Raw genomic sequence first — 15,483 nt, 5'->3', positions numbered from 1 at the left:
CGCGACACCGCGATGATCTCCGTAAATGAGTTCCCCTTCGTTGCGGTGGTCGGCCAGCAGGCCCTCAAGACCGCCTTGCTGCTCAACGCCACCAGCCCCGGAGTGGGCGGCGTGCTGATCAGCGGGCCGCGGGGCAGCGCCAAGTCCACCCTGGCGCGGGCGCTGGCGGCGCTGCTGCCCGACGACGCCGAGGGTCACCGGCCGCCCTTCGTCACCCTGCCGCTGGGCGCCAGCGAGGAGCGGCTGACCGGCAGCCTGGACCTGCAGCGGGTGCTCACCGAGCGCGAGGCGACCTTCCAGCCGGGGCTGCTGGCCAAGGCGCACGGCGGCGTGCTCTACGTCGATGAAGTCAACCTGCTGCCGGACCCCCTGGTCGACCTGCTGCTCGACGTCGCCGCCAGCGGCACCAATGTCGTCGAGCGCGACGGCATCAGCCATACCCATCCCGCCCGTTTCAGCCTGATCGGTACCATGAACCCCGACGAGGGGGAGCTGCGTCCCCAGCTGCTCGACCGCTTCGGCCTCTGCCTCGAACAGCAGGCGGCGGTAAGCGTGCGGGAGCGGGTCGCCATCGTGCAGCAGCGCGAGGCCTTCGATCGCGACCCCGAGCGCTTCATTGCTAGGCATGCCGAGGAGCAGGCCGTGCTGAGCCAGCGTATCCGTCGCGCCCAACAGGCGCTGAACGAGATCACCAGCGAGGCGTGGGTCTACGAGCATATCGCCCAGGGCTGCGAGCGTGCCGCGGTGGAGGGGTTGCGGGCCGATGTGACCTGGCATCGCGCGGCCCAGGCCCATGCCGTCTGGCGTGGCGCGACCCGGGTGGAGCAGCAGGACCTGGATAGCGTCGAGCCCTGGGTCCTGGCCCATCGCCGCACCCAACATTCGGATACGCCCCCGCCACCGCCGACCTCAGGATCGCCGCCGCCTCCCGCCGCTGGTTCGGGCAGTGCCGCCGGTCCGGCATCCGGCGCCGGTCAGGCCCCACAGGCCCAGGGCCAGTGGGGCGCCATGCCGCCGCTGGCCCAGCCCAGCGTCAGCGTGCCGGCCATCGCGCTGCCGGAGCCCGACGCCCAGGCGCCCAGGGTGGCCTCGACGTCGTGCGCCGCCTCGGCAAGGCGCCGCGGGCACCAGCCGGGCCAGCGGCGCGGGCATCGCGATGCGCCACGGCCGGACTGGTTCGCCACCCTGGTTGCCAACCGTGGCCACTGGCCCTGGCGGCAGCTGCGCTACGCCAAGGCGCGCAGCGGTCAGCCGGTGCTCCATCTGGTGCTGCTGGATACCTCCGCCTCGACCCTGGGCGAGCAGCTGCTGGGGCGCGCCAAGGGCGTGGTCGAGCGGGTCGCCCGCCAGGCCTATGCCGCCCGCGATCAACTGGCGGTGCTGGGCTTCGGCAGCGACGGCGTGACGCCGATCCTGCCGCGTCGCCGTGCCCCCAAGGCGCTGCTTGAACGGCTCGATGCGGTGGGCGGTGGCGGCGGCACGCCAATGCGCCAAGCGATCCTGCGGGCGGCGCGGCTGATTCGCCAGTGGCGACAGCAGCACGCCGGCCTGCAGGTGCGCACCTATCTGATCACCGACGGCCGCACCCGTCAGCCCCTGGCCGGCCTGCCGCCGCTGGGGGAGTGCGTGGTGGTGGATACCGAGCAGGCGGCGGTCAAGCGGGGGCGGGGCGCGCAGATCGCCCGCCAGTTGGGCGCCCGCTACCTGCCCTTGCCAGAGGCCGGAGGCCTAAGATGATGAATACTCCCACTGCGGCGGCGAGCGCCGCCTGTCCCGCGCTGTTTATCGCCGCGCCCTCCTCCGGGCAGGGCAAGACCACGGTGACCGCGGCGCTGGCCCGGCTGGTGCGCAAGCGGGGCAAGGTGGTACGGGTCTTCAAGACCGGCCCCGACTATCTGGACCCGCAGATCCTGGCCCAGGCCTCGGGCCAGCCGGTGGATCAGCTCGATCTGTGGATGGCCGGCGAGGCCTACTGCCGCCAGCGTCTGTTCGAGGCCGCCCAGCAGGCCGACCTGATCCTGGTGGAGGGCGCCATGGGCCTGTTCGATGGCGAGCCCTCGAGTGCCGACCTGGCGGCGCTGTTCGACCTGCCCCTGGTCATCGTCATGGACGTCAAGGGGATGGCCCAGACCGCGGCGGCGCTGATGGCCGGCCTGGCGGGCTTCCGCGACGATATCCGCATCGCCGGCCTGATCGCCAACGCCTGCGGCTCGGCGCGTCATCGGGAGCTGATCGAGGCGGCCCTGCCGGCCAGCGTACCGCTGCTCGCCGCGGTGGCGCGGGATCCCGCCCTGGCGCTGCCGGAGCGCCACCTGGGCCTGGTTCAGGCGGCGGAGATCCGCGACGAGCTGGAGACCCGCTTCGAGGCCGGCGCCGCGGCGCTCGACGCCGAGGGGCTGGCGGAGGCGCTGCTGTCACTGCCGCCGGTCAGCTTCGCGGCGGTGCCCGGCACTGCCGCGGCGATACCCACCTCGCTCCAGGGGCACACCATCGGCGTGGCCCGGGATGCCGCCTTCAGCTTTATCTACCAGGCCAACCTGGACCTGCTGGAGCGCATGGGGGCGACGCTGTGTTTCTTCTCGCCGCTGAGCGATACCCGTCTGCCGCCCTGCGATGCCCTCTGGCTACCGGGCGGCTACCCGGAGCTTCACGCCGCGCGGCTGGCGGCGAATGCCCCGCTGCGTGATGAGATTCAGACCTTCTTCGCCGCCGGCAAGCCGATCCTCGCCGAGTGCGGCGGCCTGCTCTACTGCCTCGAGACCCTCACCGACGTCGACCAGCAGACCCACGCCATGCTCGGCCTGCTGCCCGGCCACGGCGCCATGCGCGGGCGGCGCGGTTGCCAGGGCATGCAGACCGCCGAGCTGCCGGAGGGGCCGGTCCGCGCCCACGCTCATCACCGCTCGCTGGCGACCGATACACCGGCGCCGATCTCCCACGGGCGGCGTCAGCGCCATCCCGCCCCGGGGGAGGCGATCTATCGACAGGGCGGCCTGACGGCGACCTATCTGCATCTGTTCTTCCCCGACAATCCCGATGCGCTGGCACGGCTCTTTACGCCGGCCCCGGCAGGCGCGACGCACGAGACACCTTCCACTACCCCACAGGAATTCCACGGATGAATCTGAACAAGATCCCCGCCACGGTGGTGACCGGTTTTCTGGGCAGCGGCAAGACCACGCTGCTGGCTGGCATGCTGCGTCAGGTCACCGGCAAGCGTATCGCCGTGATCATCAACGAATTCGGCGAGCAGGACATCGACTCCAGCCTGCTGCGCGGCTGTGCCATCGGCTGTGACGAGGAGGGCGGCTCCCCCGTAGAGGTCGAAAACGGCATCTATGAGCTGGCCAACGGCTGCATCTGCTGCACCGTGGAGGAGGAGTTCCTGCCGGTGATGAAACAGCTGGTGGCGCGCCGCGACGATATCGACCATATCCTCATCGAGACCAGCGGCCTGGCCCTGCCCAAGCCACTGGTGCAGGCCTTCAACTGGCCGGAGGTGCGCCAGCACTGCACCGTTGATGCCATCATCACCGTGGTCGACGGCCCGGCGGTGGCCGCCGGCCGCTACGCCAGCGATGTCGACAAGGTGGAGGCCCAGCGCCGCGCCGACGACTCCCTGGATCATGACCCCAGCCTGCGTGAACTGCTCGACGACCAGCTTAGCGCCGCCGACCTGGTGCTGGTCACCAAGACCGACCTGCTCGACCCGGCCGACCGTGCCCGGGTGGAGGCGCTGATTCGAGCGCGGGTCTCGGCGTCGGTCAAGACGCTGTTTATCGACCAGAGCCTGGCCACCGACAGGGCCCAGCTGGAAGCCCTGATGGGCATCGGCGCGGCCAGCGAGGGGCATATCGACGCCATCGACAACCACCACGATCGCCACCATGCCGTAGGGGGGCACCACGACCACGCCCATGATCACTTCGACTCCTGCGTGGTTCGCCTCGGCGAGGTGGATGGCGAGGCCCTGGCAGCGCGGCTCCAGGAACTGCTGCAGCGCCATGAGATCTACCGCGCCAAGGGCTTCGCGGCGCTGCCGGGCAAGCCCATGCGGCGGGTGATCCAGGCCGTGGGGGAGCGCCAGGAGGGCTACTTCGACCGCCTGTGGCGGGCCGACGAAGCGCGCCTTACCCAACTGGTTATCATCGGCAAGGCGCTGGATAGCCAGGCCCTGCAGCGCGCCCTGGCAGGCGCCGAGATCGCTGCGGCTCGCTGATGCACCTGTTCGCCGCCAAGCCCGGTGGGTTCGTCGACGATGAAGGCATCGTCGACCTGCAGCAGAGCCCCGCCGAGATCGTCATCCTCTCCGCCGCCGACAGCAGCCTGTCGGCGCTGGCCCAGGCGGTCGAGCGGCTGGACGCGAACGAAGGCGGCGGCTATCCGACACTGCGCCTCGCCAACTGGATGAACCTGGTCAAGCCCGCCGCCTATGACCTCTACGAGGACCGGGTGCTGGACGAGGCGCGCCTGGTGATCGTCTCGCTGCTGGGCGGCAGCGCCTACTGGCGCTACGGGCACGAGCGCCTGCTGGCCTGGGCCGCCGCCGACAAGGGGCGTCAGCTGATCCTGGTGCCGGGCTGCGACGCCCCGGACGACGACCTGCTGGAGGCGTCCAACGTCCCCGTCGCCCTGGCCCACAGGGTGTGGCGCTACCTGAGAGAGGGCGGCGTGGACAATGCCGAGCAGCTGCTGCGCTGCGTCGGCAGCGAGTGCCTGGAACTGGATCTGGCCTGGCAAGAGCCCAAGGTGATTCCTTCAGCGCTGCTCTACGCGCCTTCCTCCACTTCCATACCTGATGCAGCGGGGCGGCAGGAAGTTACTCTCAGCGAATGGCGGGACCAGAGGGACCCCGAGCGCCCGGTCTGCCTGCTGCTGTTCTACCGCAGCCACCTGCAGGGCGCCAATACCGCGGTGCTGGACGGCATGATCGAGGCGCTGCGCGAGCAGGGGCTCGAGCCGCTGGCGGTGGCGGTGGCGTCGCTCAAGGAGGAGGCCAGCGTGGCCTTCGTCAATCACCTGATCGAGCAGACCGGGGCCATGCTGGTGATCAATACCACCAGCTTCTCGGTCAACCGTAACCCAGATGAGATGGAGAGCCTCGGCGATGAGGTCTCCCACGGGCTCTTCGTCGGGCGGCCGGTGATCCTGCAGGCGATCCTGGCCAGCTGCACCGCCGAGGATTGGCAGGCGATGCCCGGCGGCCTGCCCAGCCGCGACGTGGCGATGCAGGTGGTACTGCCGGAGATGGATGGCCGCCTCATGACCCGGGCGGTAGGCTTCAAGAGCGAGGCCCACTACAGCGAGCGCTGCCAGCTGGCGGTGATCCGCCACGCCCTGCATCCCGAGCGCGCCGCCTTCGTCGCCCGGCTGGCGCGGCGCTTCTGCGATCTACGCCAGACCGCCAACGCCGACAAGCGCCTGGCGCTGGTGCTGGCCAACTACCCCAACCGCGATGGCCGCATCGGCAACGGCGTCGGCCTGGATACCCCGGCCTCGACCCTGGCGATCCTGCGGGCGCTGGCCGCGGCGGGCTATCCGCTGGACAACCTGCCGGAGGATGGCGACACGCTGATCCGCCAGCTTCAAGCGAGCGTAACCAACGAGCGCCGCGGCCTGACGCAACGCGGCTGCTGGCAGAGCATCGCCGTAGACGACTACCTGGCCTGGTTCCGGACCCTGCCGGCACCGCTTCAGGAGGCGGTGTGGACGCGCTGGGGGCCGCCCGAGCAGGATCCCAAGTGCCGCCAGGGGCGGTTGATGATTGCCGGGATCCGCCTGGGCGAGACCTTCGTCGGCATTCAGCCGGAGCGGGCCCTGGTTGAAGAGGGGCAGGTCGATGATCTCACCCAGAGCTACCACGATACCGCCCTGGTGCCGCCCCATAGCTATCTGGCGTTCTATCTCTGGCTGCGCGAGCACTACCGGGTGGATGCGCTGATCCACGTCGGCAAGCACGGCAACCTGGAGTGGCTGCCGGGCAAGAGCACCGCGCTCTGTGCCGACTGCTGGCCGGAGATCGCCCTGGGGCCGCTGCCGCACTTCTATCCGTTTATCGTCAACGACCCCGGCGAAGGGGCCCAGGCCAAGCGCCGCAGCCAGGCGGTGATCATCGATCACCTGATGCCGCCGCTGGCCCGCGCCGAGCTCTATGGCGCCATGGCCGAGCTGGAGGCGCTCACCGACGAGTACTACCAGGCCCTGGGCATGGACCCGCGGCGTGAGGAACTGCTGCGCGAACGGATTATTGGCCACCTGCGCGACACCGGCATCGACCGCGAGCTGGCCCAGAGCGGCAAGGGCGGCGATGGTGAGGAGGGCACGGATAACGAGCGCCTGCTCAACGAGCTGGACACCTTCCTGTGCGATATCAAGGAGGCGCAGATTCGCCACGGCCTGCACGTGCTGGGTAGCCTGCCGCCGCAGGACAAGCTGGCCGCGACCCTGGTCGCCATCCTGCGGCTGCCGCGAGGCGAGTCGCCGGCCCAGTGCGGCCTGCTGCACAACCTGGCGGACGACCTGGGGTTGCGCGGCACGGGCAGCGACTTCGATCCGCTGATGGCCAGCGCCGAGCCGTGGCACGGGCCGCGGCCTCAGGCCCTGGCCGAGCTGGATGCGTCCCCCTGGCGCAGCGCCGCCGACACCCGCGAGCGCCTGGAGCTGCTGGCCCAGCGGCTGGTGGAGGCGTATGTGCTGACGCCGGGCTGCCTGGAGAGTCTGGCGCGGGACTACCCGGCCACCGCCGAGCAGTGCCGCTTTGCCCGGGAGCGGCTTTGGGTCGCCATGCAGCAGGGTGCCAAGATGGAGATCCAGTCGCTGCTCGACGGCCTCGAGGGGCGCTTCGTCCCCCCCGGGCCCAGCGGTGCGCCCAGCCGCGGGCGCCTGGATGTGCTACCCACCGGGCGCAACTTCTTCAGCGTCGATAACCGGGCGATTCCGTCCCCCGCCGCCTGGTCGCTGGGCGAGAAGTCCGCCCAGGCGTTCGTCGAGCGCTATCTGCAGGATCACGGCGACTATCCGCGCCGGCTGGGGCTGTCGATCTGGGGCACCGCCACCATGCGCACCGGTGGCGACGATATCGCCCAGGCCTTCGCCCTGATGGGCGTGCGGCCGCGCTGGTCGCTGGGTTCGCAGCGGGTGATCGATATCGAGGTGATTCCCGCCATGCTGCTGCAGCGCCCCCGGGTCGACGTCACCCTGCGGGTCTCCGGCTTCTTCCGCGACGCCTTTCCCAATGTCATTCGCCTGTTCGATCGCGCGGTACAGGCGGTGGCGAGCTACGCGGAGCCGGGTGACGCCAACACCATTCGTACCACGGTGCAGGCCCGCCGGCAGGAGCTCGAAGGCCAGGGCCTCTCTCCGGAGGCCGCCGCCCGGGAAGCCGGCTACCGGATCTTCGGCAGCAAGCCCGGCGAGTATGGCGCCGGCCTGAATCGGCTTATCGACAGCCGCGCCTGGGACGGCGCGGACGACCTGGCCGAGGCCTACCTGGCAGCCGGCGCCTACGCCTATGGCCAGTTTCCGGAATCCGGGACCGCCGCCCGCGGCGCCTTCGAACGCCAGCTCCAGGGTCTGGATGCGGTGATGCAGAACCAGGACAACCGCGAGCACGATATTCTCGACTCCAACGGCTACTACGCCTTCCAGGGCGGCATGGCCAATGCCAGCCGCTCGCTGGCCGGCCAGGCGCCGAGCATCTACCACGCCGATCACGCCAACCCGGCGCAGCCGCGGATTCGCACCCTCAAGGAGGAGCTGGCCCGGGTGATTCGCTCCCGGGTGCTCAACCCCAAGTGGATCGAGGCGATGCGCGAGCACGGCTACAAGGGCGCCTCCGAGATGGCCGCCACGTTGGACTATCTGTTTGCCTATGACGCCACCACCGACCTGGTGGCCGACTACCAGTACGCCCAGGTCAGCCAGGCGCTGGTGATGGACCCCGCTAACCAGGCGTTCCTGCGCGAGCACAACCCGGCGGCGCTGGAGGAGATGGCCGAGCGGCTGCTGGAAGCCGTCCAGCGCGGCCTGTGGCAGGAGCCCGGCGAGCAGGGCCCGGCCCTTCAGGAGCTGCTGCTGGCGTTCGACGAGACCCGGGAGCTGGCGCCCTGATGATGGACAAGGTGGATAAGACGGATAAGCCGCAGATCAAGGGCTGGTGCCCCGGGGCCTGGCGGCCCATGGCCACCGGCGATGGGCTGCTGGTGCGCGTGCGCCCCCGCCTGGGGCGGCTCACCCGGGGCCAGATGCTGGCACTGTGCGCCGCGGCGGAGACCTACGGCAGCGGCCTGATCGAGCTGACCAGCCGCGCCAACCTGCAGCTGCGCGGGGTGTCGGACGCCTCCTGGCCCGGGCTGATGGAGGCCCTCGTCGAGCAGGGGCTGGTCGATCCGGATCCCCAGGTCGAGCGCCGCCCCCAACGGCTGCTGGCCCCCGACTGGCAGGCCGGTGACGCCACCCATGAGACGGCCTGCCTGCTGGAGGCTCGCCTCAATGAGCTGCCGGCCTTGCCGGACAAGATGGGCATCGCCATCGATGCCGGGGAGGCGCCGCGGTTGGGTGACGTATCCGCCGACTTGCGCATCGAGCGCGCGGCATCTGGCGGTTTACAGGCGCGGGCTTCGGGCAACTTGCAGGCGCGGGCTTTGGGCGGCCTATTAGTCCGGGCCGACGGGCGGGCGCTGGGCACCCCGGTGGACTCGCCCGCCGCCGCCGTCGAGGAGCTGATTCGGCTGGCGCACTGGTTCGTCGCCAGCGGTGGGCGAGAGGCCGGGCGGATGCGCCGGCACACAGCACCGCTACCGCCCTGGGCGCCGGCAGTGACACCGCCCGCCGAGCCTGGTGCCCGGCTGGCCTTGGGCGAGCATGCACGGGGTCGGGTAGTGGGCCTGGCGTTCGGGCGGGCGTCTGCCGCGGCGCTGCGCGCCGCCGTGGCGCCGGACTCGGTCAGCGCGGTAAGGGTCACGCCCTGGCGGCGCCTGCTGCTGGAGGGCGAGGGCGCAAGCGGCGCGGCGATAGCGGGTCTGCTGGACGACGACCGGGATCCGCGCCTGGCGATGCAGGCGTGCCCGGGCGCCCCGCACTGCGAACAGGCCAGCGTCGAGACCCTGGCGCTGGCCGAACGCTTGAGTGGCCGGGTCGCCGGTAGCGTGCACGTGTCCGGCTGCGCCAAGGGCTGCGCCTGCCAGCAACCCACCGACCTGTGTCTGACCGGGCGCAACGGGCGCTTCGACCTGATCAAAGGCGGTCGCGCCGATGGCGTACCGCTGGCCACCGGCCTGACCGAATCCGATGTTATCGAACACTTAGAGAAGAATAGCGATGCCTTACGTCTATGAAACGGATGGCCCGGCGATCTACCGGGAGTCCTTTTCCATTATCCGGCGCGAGGCCGAGTTGGCGCGCTTCGCGCCCGAGGAGGAGCCGGTGGCCGTACGCATGATCCATGCCGCCGGGCTGGTGGAACTCGCCGCGCATATCCATTTCCGCGGCGATGTGGTAAACCGCGCCCGGGCGGCGCTGGAGGGCGGCGCGCCGGTGCTGTGCGACGCGCGTATGGTCTCCGAGGGTATTACCCGCAAGCGCCTGCCGACGGACAACCCGGTGATCTGCACCCTGCACGACGAGCGGGTGCACGATCTGGCCCGGGAGCTGGGCACCACCCGCTCGGCGGCGGCGGTGGAACTCTGGCGATCCCATCTGGAGGGGGCGGTGGTGGCGATCGGCAATGCACCGACCGCGCTGTTCCACCTGTTGAATATGCTGGAAGAGCCGGCCTGTCCGCGCCCAGCGGCGATTATCGGCTGCCCGGTGGGCTTCGTGGGCGCCGCCGAATCCAAGCAGGCGCTGTGGGAGAGCGCTGCGGCGCCCTGCTGCATCGTGCGCGGGCGACTCGGCGGCAGTGCGGTGACGGTGGCCGCCCTCAATGCCATGGCGGATCGCAGCGAATGAACCAGGGAACCCTAAATCCAGGCACCGTCCACGGCGTTGGCCTGGGGCCCGGCAGCCAGGACCTGATGAGCGTGCGCGCGGACCGGCTGATCCGCGGGGCCGCGCATATCGCCTATTTCCGCAAGAAGGGCCGCACCGGCCACGCCCGCCGCATCGTCGAAGGGCTGCTGGCGGTCGATGCCGTCGAGCTGCCGATGGAGTATCCGGTTACCACCGAGATCCCCTTCGACGACCCCCGCTATAAGGAACTGCTCTCGGCCTTCTACGAGCGCAGCGTCGCGCAGCTGCGCGAGATCGCCGACGCGGGTCGTGATGTGGTGGTGCTGTGCGAAGGCGATCCGTTCTTCTACGGCTCCTTCATGCACCTCTATACGCGTCTGCAGGGGCGGGTGCCGGTGGCGGTGGTGCCCGGCATCACCGGCATGTCTGCCGCCTGGACTGCCACCGGGCGCCCGGTGACCTGGGGCGACGACATCCTGACCGTGCTGATGGGCACCCTGCCGGAGGCGAAGCTGACCGAGCGCATCGCGCAGACCGATGCCCTGGTGGTAATGAAGATCGGCCGTAACCTGGACAAGCTGCGCCGGGCACTGGCCAGCAGCGGCCGGGAAGACGAGGCGTGGTTGATCGAATACGCCGCCATGCCCCAGCAGAGCATACGACCGTTCCGCGAGGTCGGCGAGAGCGTGCCCTACTTCTCGATCGTGGTGATTCATGGCAACGGGAGGCGGCCATGACAGCCAAGAGCAACGCCGGTTGGTTAAAGGTGGTCGGCCTGGGGCCGGGCGCTGAGGCGCTGATCACCCCCGAGGTCTCGGCCGCCCTTGCCGATGCCACCGACGTGGTGGGCTATCTGCCCTATGTGGAGCGGGTGGCCCCGCGGCCGGGGCTGGTGCGCCACGGCTCGGACAACCGCGAGGAGATCCGGCGGGCAGAGACGGCGCTGGGGATGGCCGCCTACGGCCGCCGGGTGGTGGTGGTTTCGTCGGGGGATCCCGGCGTGTTCGCCATGGCCGCGGCGCTCTTTGAGGCACTCGAAGCGCTGGAAGTGGCGGAGCCCGAGTGGCGTGGACTGGATATTCAGGTGCTGCCAGGCATCTCCGCCATGCTGGCGGCCAGTGCGCGGCTGGGGGCGCCGCTGGGCCATGACTTCTGCTGTATCAACCTCTCCGACAACCTCAAGCCCTGGTCGCTGATCGAGCGGCGCCTGCGGCTGGCCGCGGAGGCCGACTTCGCCATGGCCTTCTACAACCCCCGCTCCAAGGCGCGGCCGGAGGGCTTCGAACGTGCTCTTGAGGTGCTGCGGGAGGCCTGCGGGCCGGAGCGTTTGATCATGTTCGCCCGAGCCGTCTATATGCCAGAGGAGTCGCTCAGCGTCACCACCCTGGGCCAGGCGCAGCCGGAGATGGCCGATATGCGCACCCTGGTGTTGGTGGGCTCCAGCCAAACGCGGCTGATCCCGCGCCCTGTCGAAAGTGACAAGGAGGGTGGCGAGGGTGCCGAGAGTGAGAGCACGCCCTGGGTCTATACGCCGCGCTCGGTATCCGGGGCGGATGCATGACACAGCCAAGAGAGAACCTCTTCGACGGAATGGGCTTCTTGACGCTGAGGGAGTGCCGGCCGCTCGATCATCACCACCGGCAGGCCCAGCTGGCGGGCGGCGGTGAGCTTGGCCACCGCGCCGGTACCGCCGGCGTTCTTGCACACCAGGCGCTCGATGCCATGTTCCCGCAGCAGCGCCAGATCGCCATCCAGGGTAAAGGGGCCGCGGTCGAGGATCACCCGGTGATGGGGGAGGGGCGGCGGGACCTCGGGGGGATCGACCAGGCGCAGCAGGTAGTGGTGCTGGGGCTGGGCCGCGAAGGCGGCGAGCTGCTGACGGCCGATGGCCAGCAAGATCTGCTCGGCTGGACCGGCCAGGGCGTCCACCGCCGCCTGGACGCTGGCGACTTGTTGCCAGCGGTCGCCGATCTGGGGCACCCAGGGAGGTCGGGTCAGGGCCAGGCAGCGGATGCCGGCTTGCTGCGCCGCGGCGACGGCATGGCGGCTCATCTGCTCGGCGAAGGGGTGGGTGACGTCAACCAGGTGGGTGATGCGCTGCTCGATCAGGAAGGCGATCAGCCCTGCCACGCCGCCGAAACCGCCGACCCGGATGGGCAGCGGCTGCGGCTTGGGGGCGGCGACCCGGCCGGCATAGCTGAACAGGGCGGCAATGGAGCGCTCGGCCAGGGCGCCGGCCAGGGCACTGGCCTCAGTGGTGCCGCCCAGGATCAGGACTTTCATATGACAGACGACGACACTCCCTGGCTAACGCTGCTTGGCTGGGGGGAAGGTGGCACAGAAGGGCTGACGGCGGCAAGCCGCCAGGCGCTGGACGGCGCCGAGCTGGTGTTTGGCGCGCGCCGCCATCTGCGCCTGCTGCCGCCCCTGGCCTGCGAGGTGCGGGAGTGGCCGGTGCCCTTTGTGGATGGCATTCCGAAACTGCTAAGCGAGCGCGGCCGCCGGGTGGTGATGCTGGTCTCCGGCGACCCCTTCTGGTTCGGCGCGGGTAGCACCCTGACGCGCCAGCTCGACGACCATGAGTGGCGGGCGATACCCGCGCCCTCGACGTTCAGCCTGGCGGCCTCCCGCCTGGGCTGGCCGCTGCAGGATTGCACCTGCCTGGGCCTGCATGCCAAGCCGCTGACGCGCATCCGGCGCTACCTGCAGCGCGGCCGGCGCCTGCTGGTGCTGGTGCGCGACGGCGCCGCCGTCACCGAGCTGGCCGGCTGGCTCAAGCAGCTCGGTTTTGGCGTCTCCCGGCTGCATCTGCTGGAAGCCCTGGGCGGCGACCGCGAGCGGATCCGCTGCGTGCGTGCGGATAGCGCTCTGCCGGAGGATATCGCCCATCCCGTCGCGGTGGGGCTGGAGGTAGCCAGTGACGGCCCGGCCCTGCCGCTGACCCCCGGCCTGCCGGATGCGCTTTTCGAACACGATGGCCAGATCACCAAGCAGGCGGTGCGCGCCATCACGCTGGCCGCGCTGGCCCCGAGAGCGGGGGAGCGGCTCTGGGATATCGGCACCGGCTCGGGCTCGGTCGCCATCGAGTGGCTGCTGGCCCACCCCGACAACTGCGCCGTGGCCTTCGAGGGCGATGCCGGGCGCGCGGCCCGGGCGCGCCGCAATGCCGCTAACCTCGGCGTCGACTGGCTCGAAGTGGTGGAGGGGCTCGCCCCTGACGTGCTGGATGACCAGGCGCCGAATGGCCAGCCGCCGCCCGATGCGGTTTTTATCGGCGGCGGTCTATCGCAGGCGCTGCTGGAGACGCTTTGGCAGCGCCTGCCGAGCGGGGCTCGCATCGTGGCCAATGCGGTGACCCTGGAGTCCGAAGCGCTGCTGGCCCACTGGCAGCAGCGGGTCGGCGGCGAGCTGCTGCGTCTCGAGCTGGCCGCCGCCGTGCCCCTCGGCAGCCGGCGGGGCTGGAAGGCCAGCTACCCCATCGTGCAGTGGCGGGTGAGCCGATGAGCGGGGTGGGGGATGCGATAAGAGTGGCGGGGTTCGGCTTTCGCCGTGGCGCCAACCTGGTATCGCTGAGCGAAGCGCTGGAGCAGCTGCAGCGCCGTTACGGCCCGGTCGAGCGGCTGGCCGCGGCGCAGTCGATGCTGGCGCTGGTCCAGGCGCTGGGGCGCGAGCGGGACATGGCGGTGATCGCCGTGACCGATGCCGCCCTGCCGCAGGCCGCTACCCTGACCCGCTCCGAACAGAGCCTGCTGGCGCGGGGTACGGGGAGCGTCGCCGAGGCCGTGGCCCTGCTGGCGGCGGGTCCCGGGGCGACCCTGCTCGGGCCGCGGCTGATCTCGGCGGACCGACAAGCCACCGCGGCGTTGGCCCAAGCCTCTATTCAAGTCCCTATGCAAGCCCCTATGAGAGCAGCCCCGAAAGGAGAGCGAGCATGACGATACACTTTATCGGGGCCGGCCCCGGGGCGCCGGACCTGCTGACGCTGCGTGGGCGGGATCTTATCGCCGCCTGCCCGGTGTGCCTCTACGCGGGCTCGCTGGTGCACGAGGCGCTGCTCGCCCACTGCCCGCCGGGCGCGCGGATTATCAACACCGCGCCGCTCTCTCTGGATCAGATCATCGAGGAGATGCGGGCCGCCCATGCCGCCGGCCTGGACGTCGCCCGGCTGCACTCCGGCGACCTGTCGGTGTGGTCGGCCATGGGCGAGCAGCTGCGCCGGCTGCAGGCGCTGGCAATACCCTATGCCATCACCCCGGGCGTACCGGCCTTCGCCGCCGCCTCCGCCGCCTTGGGCCAGGAGTTGACTCTGCCGGGGGTGGCTCAATCCCTCGTGCTGACCCGCACCCCGGGGCGGGCCAGTGCCATGCCGGATGGCGAGACCCTGGCCAACTTCGCCAGGACCGGCGCGACCTTGGCGATCCACCTCTCCATCCACAATCTGGCCCAGGTGGTGGAAGACCTGCTGCCGTTTTATGGTGGCGATTGCCCGACGGCCATCGTCTGGCGGGCCAGCTGGCCCGATGAGCGGGTGATCCGTGGGCGCCTCTCGACCCTGGCGTCCCAGCTCGATGACAGCCTGCAACGCACGGCATTGATCCTGGTGGGCCCGGTACTCGACAGCCAGGACTTCCAGGAGAGTAGTCTCTATGCAGTCGGCTACGACCGGCGCTTTCGGCCCCAGTCGGCGGATTCGCCCTTCGCCGCCACCGCCCCCGGCGAAAAGAAGGACGACACATGATCCACCTCTCGCTGATCGGCATCGGCACGGGCAATCCCGAGCATGTCACCCTGGCCGCCGTACGCGCCCTCAATGCGGCCGACCTGATCCTGCTGCCGCGCAAGGGGGAGGGCAAGTCGGACCTGGTGGACCTGCGCCGGCTGCTGTGCCGCAACCTGCTGGAGGCGTCGTCCCGCACTCGAGTCGTGGAGTTCGATCTACCGCGCCGGGATGCCCGCGCCGACTACCTGGACGCGGTGGATGACTGGCACGGGGCGATTGCCAGCGTCTGGGGAGAGCTGATCGACACCCACCTGCCGCAGGGGGGGCGGGTCGGCATGCTGATCTGGGGCGATCCTTCGCTCTACGACAGCAGCCTGCGTATTGCCCAACGCCTTGGGGCTGTTATGAAAAGCGTCGGCGGCCGAGCCAGCGATTTGGCGCTGCAGGTAGACGTGGTGCCGGGCATTACCAGCCTGCAGGTACTGACCGCCGAGCACCGCATCCCCCTCAATGCGCTGGCGGAACCGGTGCAGATCACCACCGGGCGTCGCCTGCGCGAGCGCGGCTGGCCCGGCGATGCCGCCAGTGTGGCGGTGATGCTCGATAGCGGTGGCGCCTTCGCCACGCTGCCGCCAGAAGGCCTGTATATCTGGTGGGGCGCCTATCTGGGCATGGACAAGCAGCGGCTGATTGAGGGCCGGCTCGAAGAGGTGGCCGCGTCGATCATCGAGCAGCGTGCCGCCCTGCGCGAGCGGCACGGCTGGATCATGGACGTCTATCTGTTACGGCGAGAGCCATTAAGGAGAGAGCAATAG

General features: G+C 70.3%; 13 protein-coding genes. 12 read left to right on the top strand and 1 reads right to left on the bottom strand.

All coding sequences use genetic code 11. The features are described 5' to 3' along the window. The first annotated feature begins 12 nt into the window (after nucleotides 1-12). The 8 genes from ACM26W_RS13060 to cobJ are packed head-to-tail and all read left to right on the top strand — an operon-like array spanning nucleotide 13 to nucleotide 11,509. Entirely contained in the window at nucleotides 13-1,737 is a 1,725-nt protein-coding gene (locus ACM26W_RS13060) for an ATP-binding protein (protein WP_416137417.1), read from the top strand. Further along, nucleotides 1,737-3,122 (top strand): cobyrinate a,c-diamide synthase, encoded by a 1,386-nt coding sequence (locus ACM26W_RS13055; protein ID WP_416140885.1) that lies wholly within the window; start codon nucleotides 1,737-1,739, stop codon nucleotides 3,120-3,122. Before ACM26W_RS13060 ends, ACM26W_RS13055 begins: the two co-directional genes overlap by 1 nt. Then, entirely contained in the window at nucleotides 3,119-4,219 is a 1,101-nt protein-coding gene (gene cobW, locus ACM26W_RS13050; protein WP_416137416.1) for a cobalamin biosynthesis protein CobW, read from the top strand. The genes ACM26W_RS13055 and cobW overlap by 4 nt, the downstream gene beginning before the upstream one ends. Then, on the top strand, nucleotides 4,219-8,109 hold the full coding sequence (gene cobN / locus ACM26W_RS13045) for a cobaltochelatase subunit CobN (RefSeq protein WP_416137415.1): 3,891 nt from the start codon (nucleotides 4,219-4,221) through the stop codon (nucleotides 8,107-8,109). The genes cobW and cobN overlap by 1 nt, the downstream gene beginning before the upstream one ends. Further along, the gene (locus tag ACM26W_RS13040; RefSeq protein WP_416137413.1) at nucleotides 8,109-9,335 is read left to right on the top strand and encodes a cobalamin biosynthesis protein CobG; all 1,227 of its coding nucleotides are present in this window, start codon (nucleotides 8,109-8,111) and stop codon (nucleotides 9,333-9,335) included. Before cobN ends, ACM26W_RS13040 begins: the two co-directional genes overlap by 1 nt. Beyond that, nucleotides 9,319-9,948, top strand: a complete 630-nt coding sequence (locus tag ACM26W_RS13035; protein ID WP_416137412.1) for a precorrin-8X methylmutase — start codon at nucleotides 9,319-9,321, stop codon at nucleotides 9,946-9,948. Before ACM26W_RS13040 ends, ACM26W_RS13035 begins: the two co-directional genes overlap by 17 nt. Further along, nucleotides 9,945-10,685: a precorrin-2 C(20)-methyltransferase gene (locus ACM26W_RS13030; protein ID WP_416137411.1), complete on the top strand. Its 741-nt coding sequence runs from the start codon at nucleotides 9,945-9,947 to the stop codon at nucleotides 10,683-10,685. The genes ACM26W_RS13035 and ACM26W_RS13030 overlap by 4 nt, the downstream gene beginning before the upstream one ends. Next, on the top strand, nucleotides 10,682-11,509 hold the full coding sequence (gene cobJ / locus ACM26W_RS13025) for a precorrin-3B C(17)-methyltransferase (protein WP_416137410.1): 828 nt from the start codon (nucleotides 10,682-10,684) through the stop codon (nucleotides 11,507-11,509). Before ACM26W_RS13030 ends, cobJ begins: the two co-directional genes overlap by 4 nt. Here cobJ and ACM26W_RS13020 read toward each other — a convergent pair. Then, nucleotides 11,473-12,231, bottom strand: a complete 759-nt coding sequence (locus ACM26W_RS13020; protein ID WP_416137409.1) for a cobalt-precorrin-6A reductase — start codon at nucleotides 12,229-12,231, stop codon at nucleotides 11,473-11,475. The two genes, cobJ and ACM26W_RS13020, sit on opposite strands and share 37 nt — an antisense overlap. Between ACM26W_RS13020 and cbiE the strand changes: the two genes are divergently transcribed. The 4 genes from cbiE to cobF are packed head-to-tail and all read left to right on the top strand — an operon-like array spanning nucleotide 12,232 to nucleotide 15,483. Beyond that, nucleotides 12,232-13,452, top strand: a complete 1,221-nt coding sequence (gene cbiE, locus ACM26W_RS13015) for a precorrin-6y C5,15-methyltransferase (decarboxylating) subunit CbiE (RefSeq protein ID WP_416137408.1) — start codon at nucleotides 12,232-12,234, stop codon at nucleotides 13,450-13,452. Beyond that, a complete protein-coding gene (locus ACM26W_RS13010; RefSeq protein WP_416137406.1) occupies nucleotides 13,449-13,883 on the top strand; it encodes a cobalamin biosynthesis protein in 435 nt (144 codons plus the stop codon). The genes cbiE and ACM26W_RS13010 overlap by 4 nt, the downstream gene beginning before the upstream one ends. Beyond that, nucleotides 13,880-14,686, top strand: coding sequence for a precorrin-4 C(11)-methyltransferase (gene cobM, locus ACM26W_RS13005; RefSeq protein ID WP_416137404.1), 807 nt, complete (start codon nucleotides 13,880-13,882; stop codon nucleotides 14,684-14,686). The genes ACM26W_RS13010 and cobM overlap by 4 nt, the downstream gene beginning before the upstream one ends. After that, nucleotides 14,683-15,483: a precorrin-6A synthase (deacetylating) gene (cobF, locus tag ACM26W_RS13000; RefSeq protein WP_416137402.1), complete on the top strand. Its 801-nt coding sequence runs from the start codon at nucleotides 14,683-14,685 to the stop codon at nucleotides 15,481-15,483. The genes cobM and cobF overlap by 4 nt, the downstream gene beginning before the upstream one ends.

The sequence above is a fragment of the Halomonas sp. HK25 genome (assembly GCF_047795635.1).
Lineage (GTDB): Bacteria > Pseudomonadota > Gammaproteobacteria > Pseudomonadales > Halomonadaceae > Halomonas.
The sequence above is the reverse complement of the archived record's forward strand: the minus strand, read 5'-3'. Positions and strand labels throughout refer to the sequence as shown.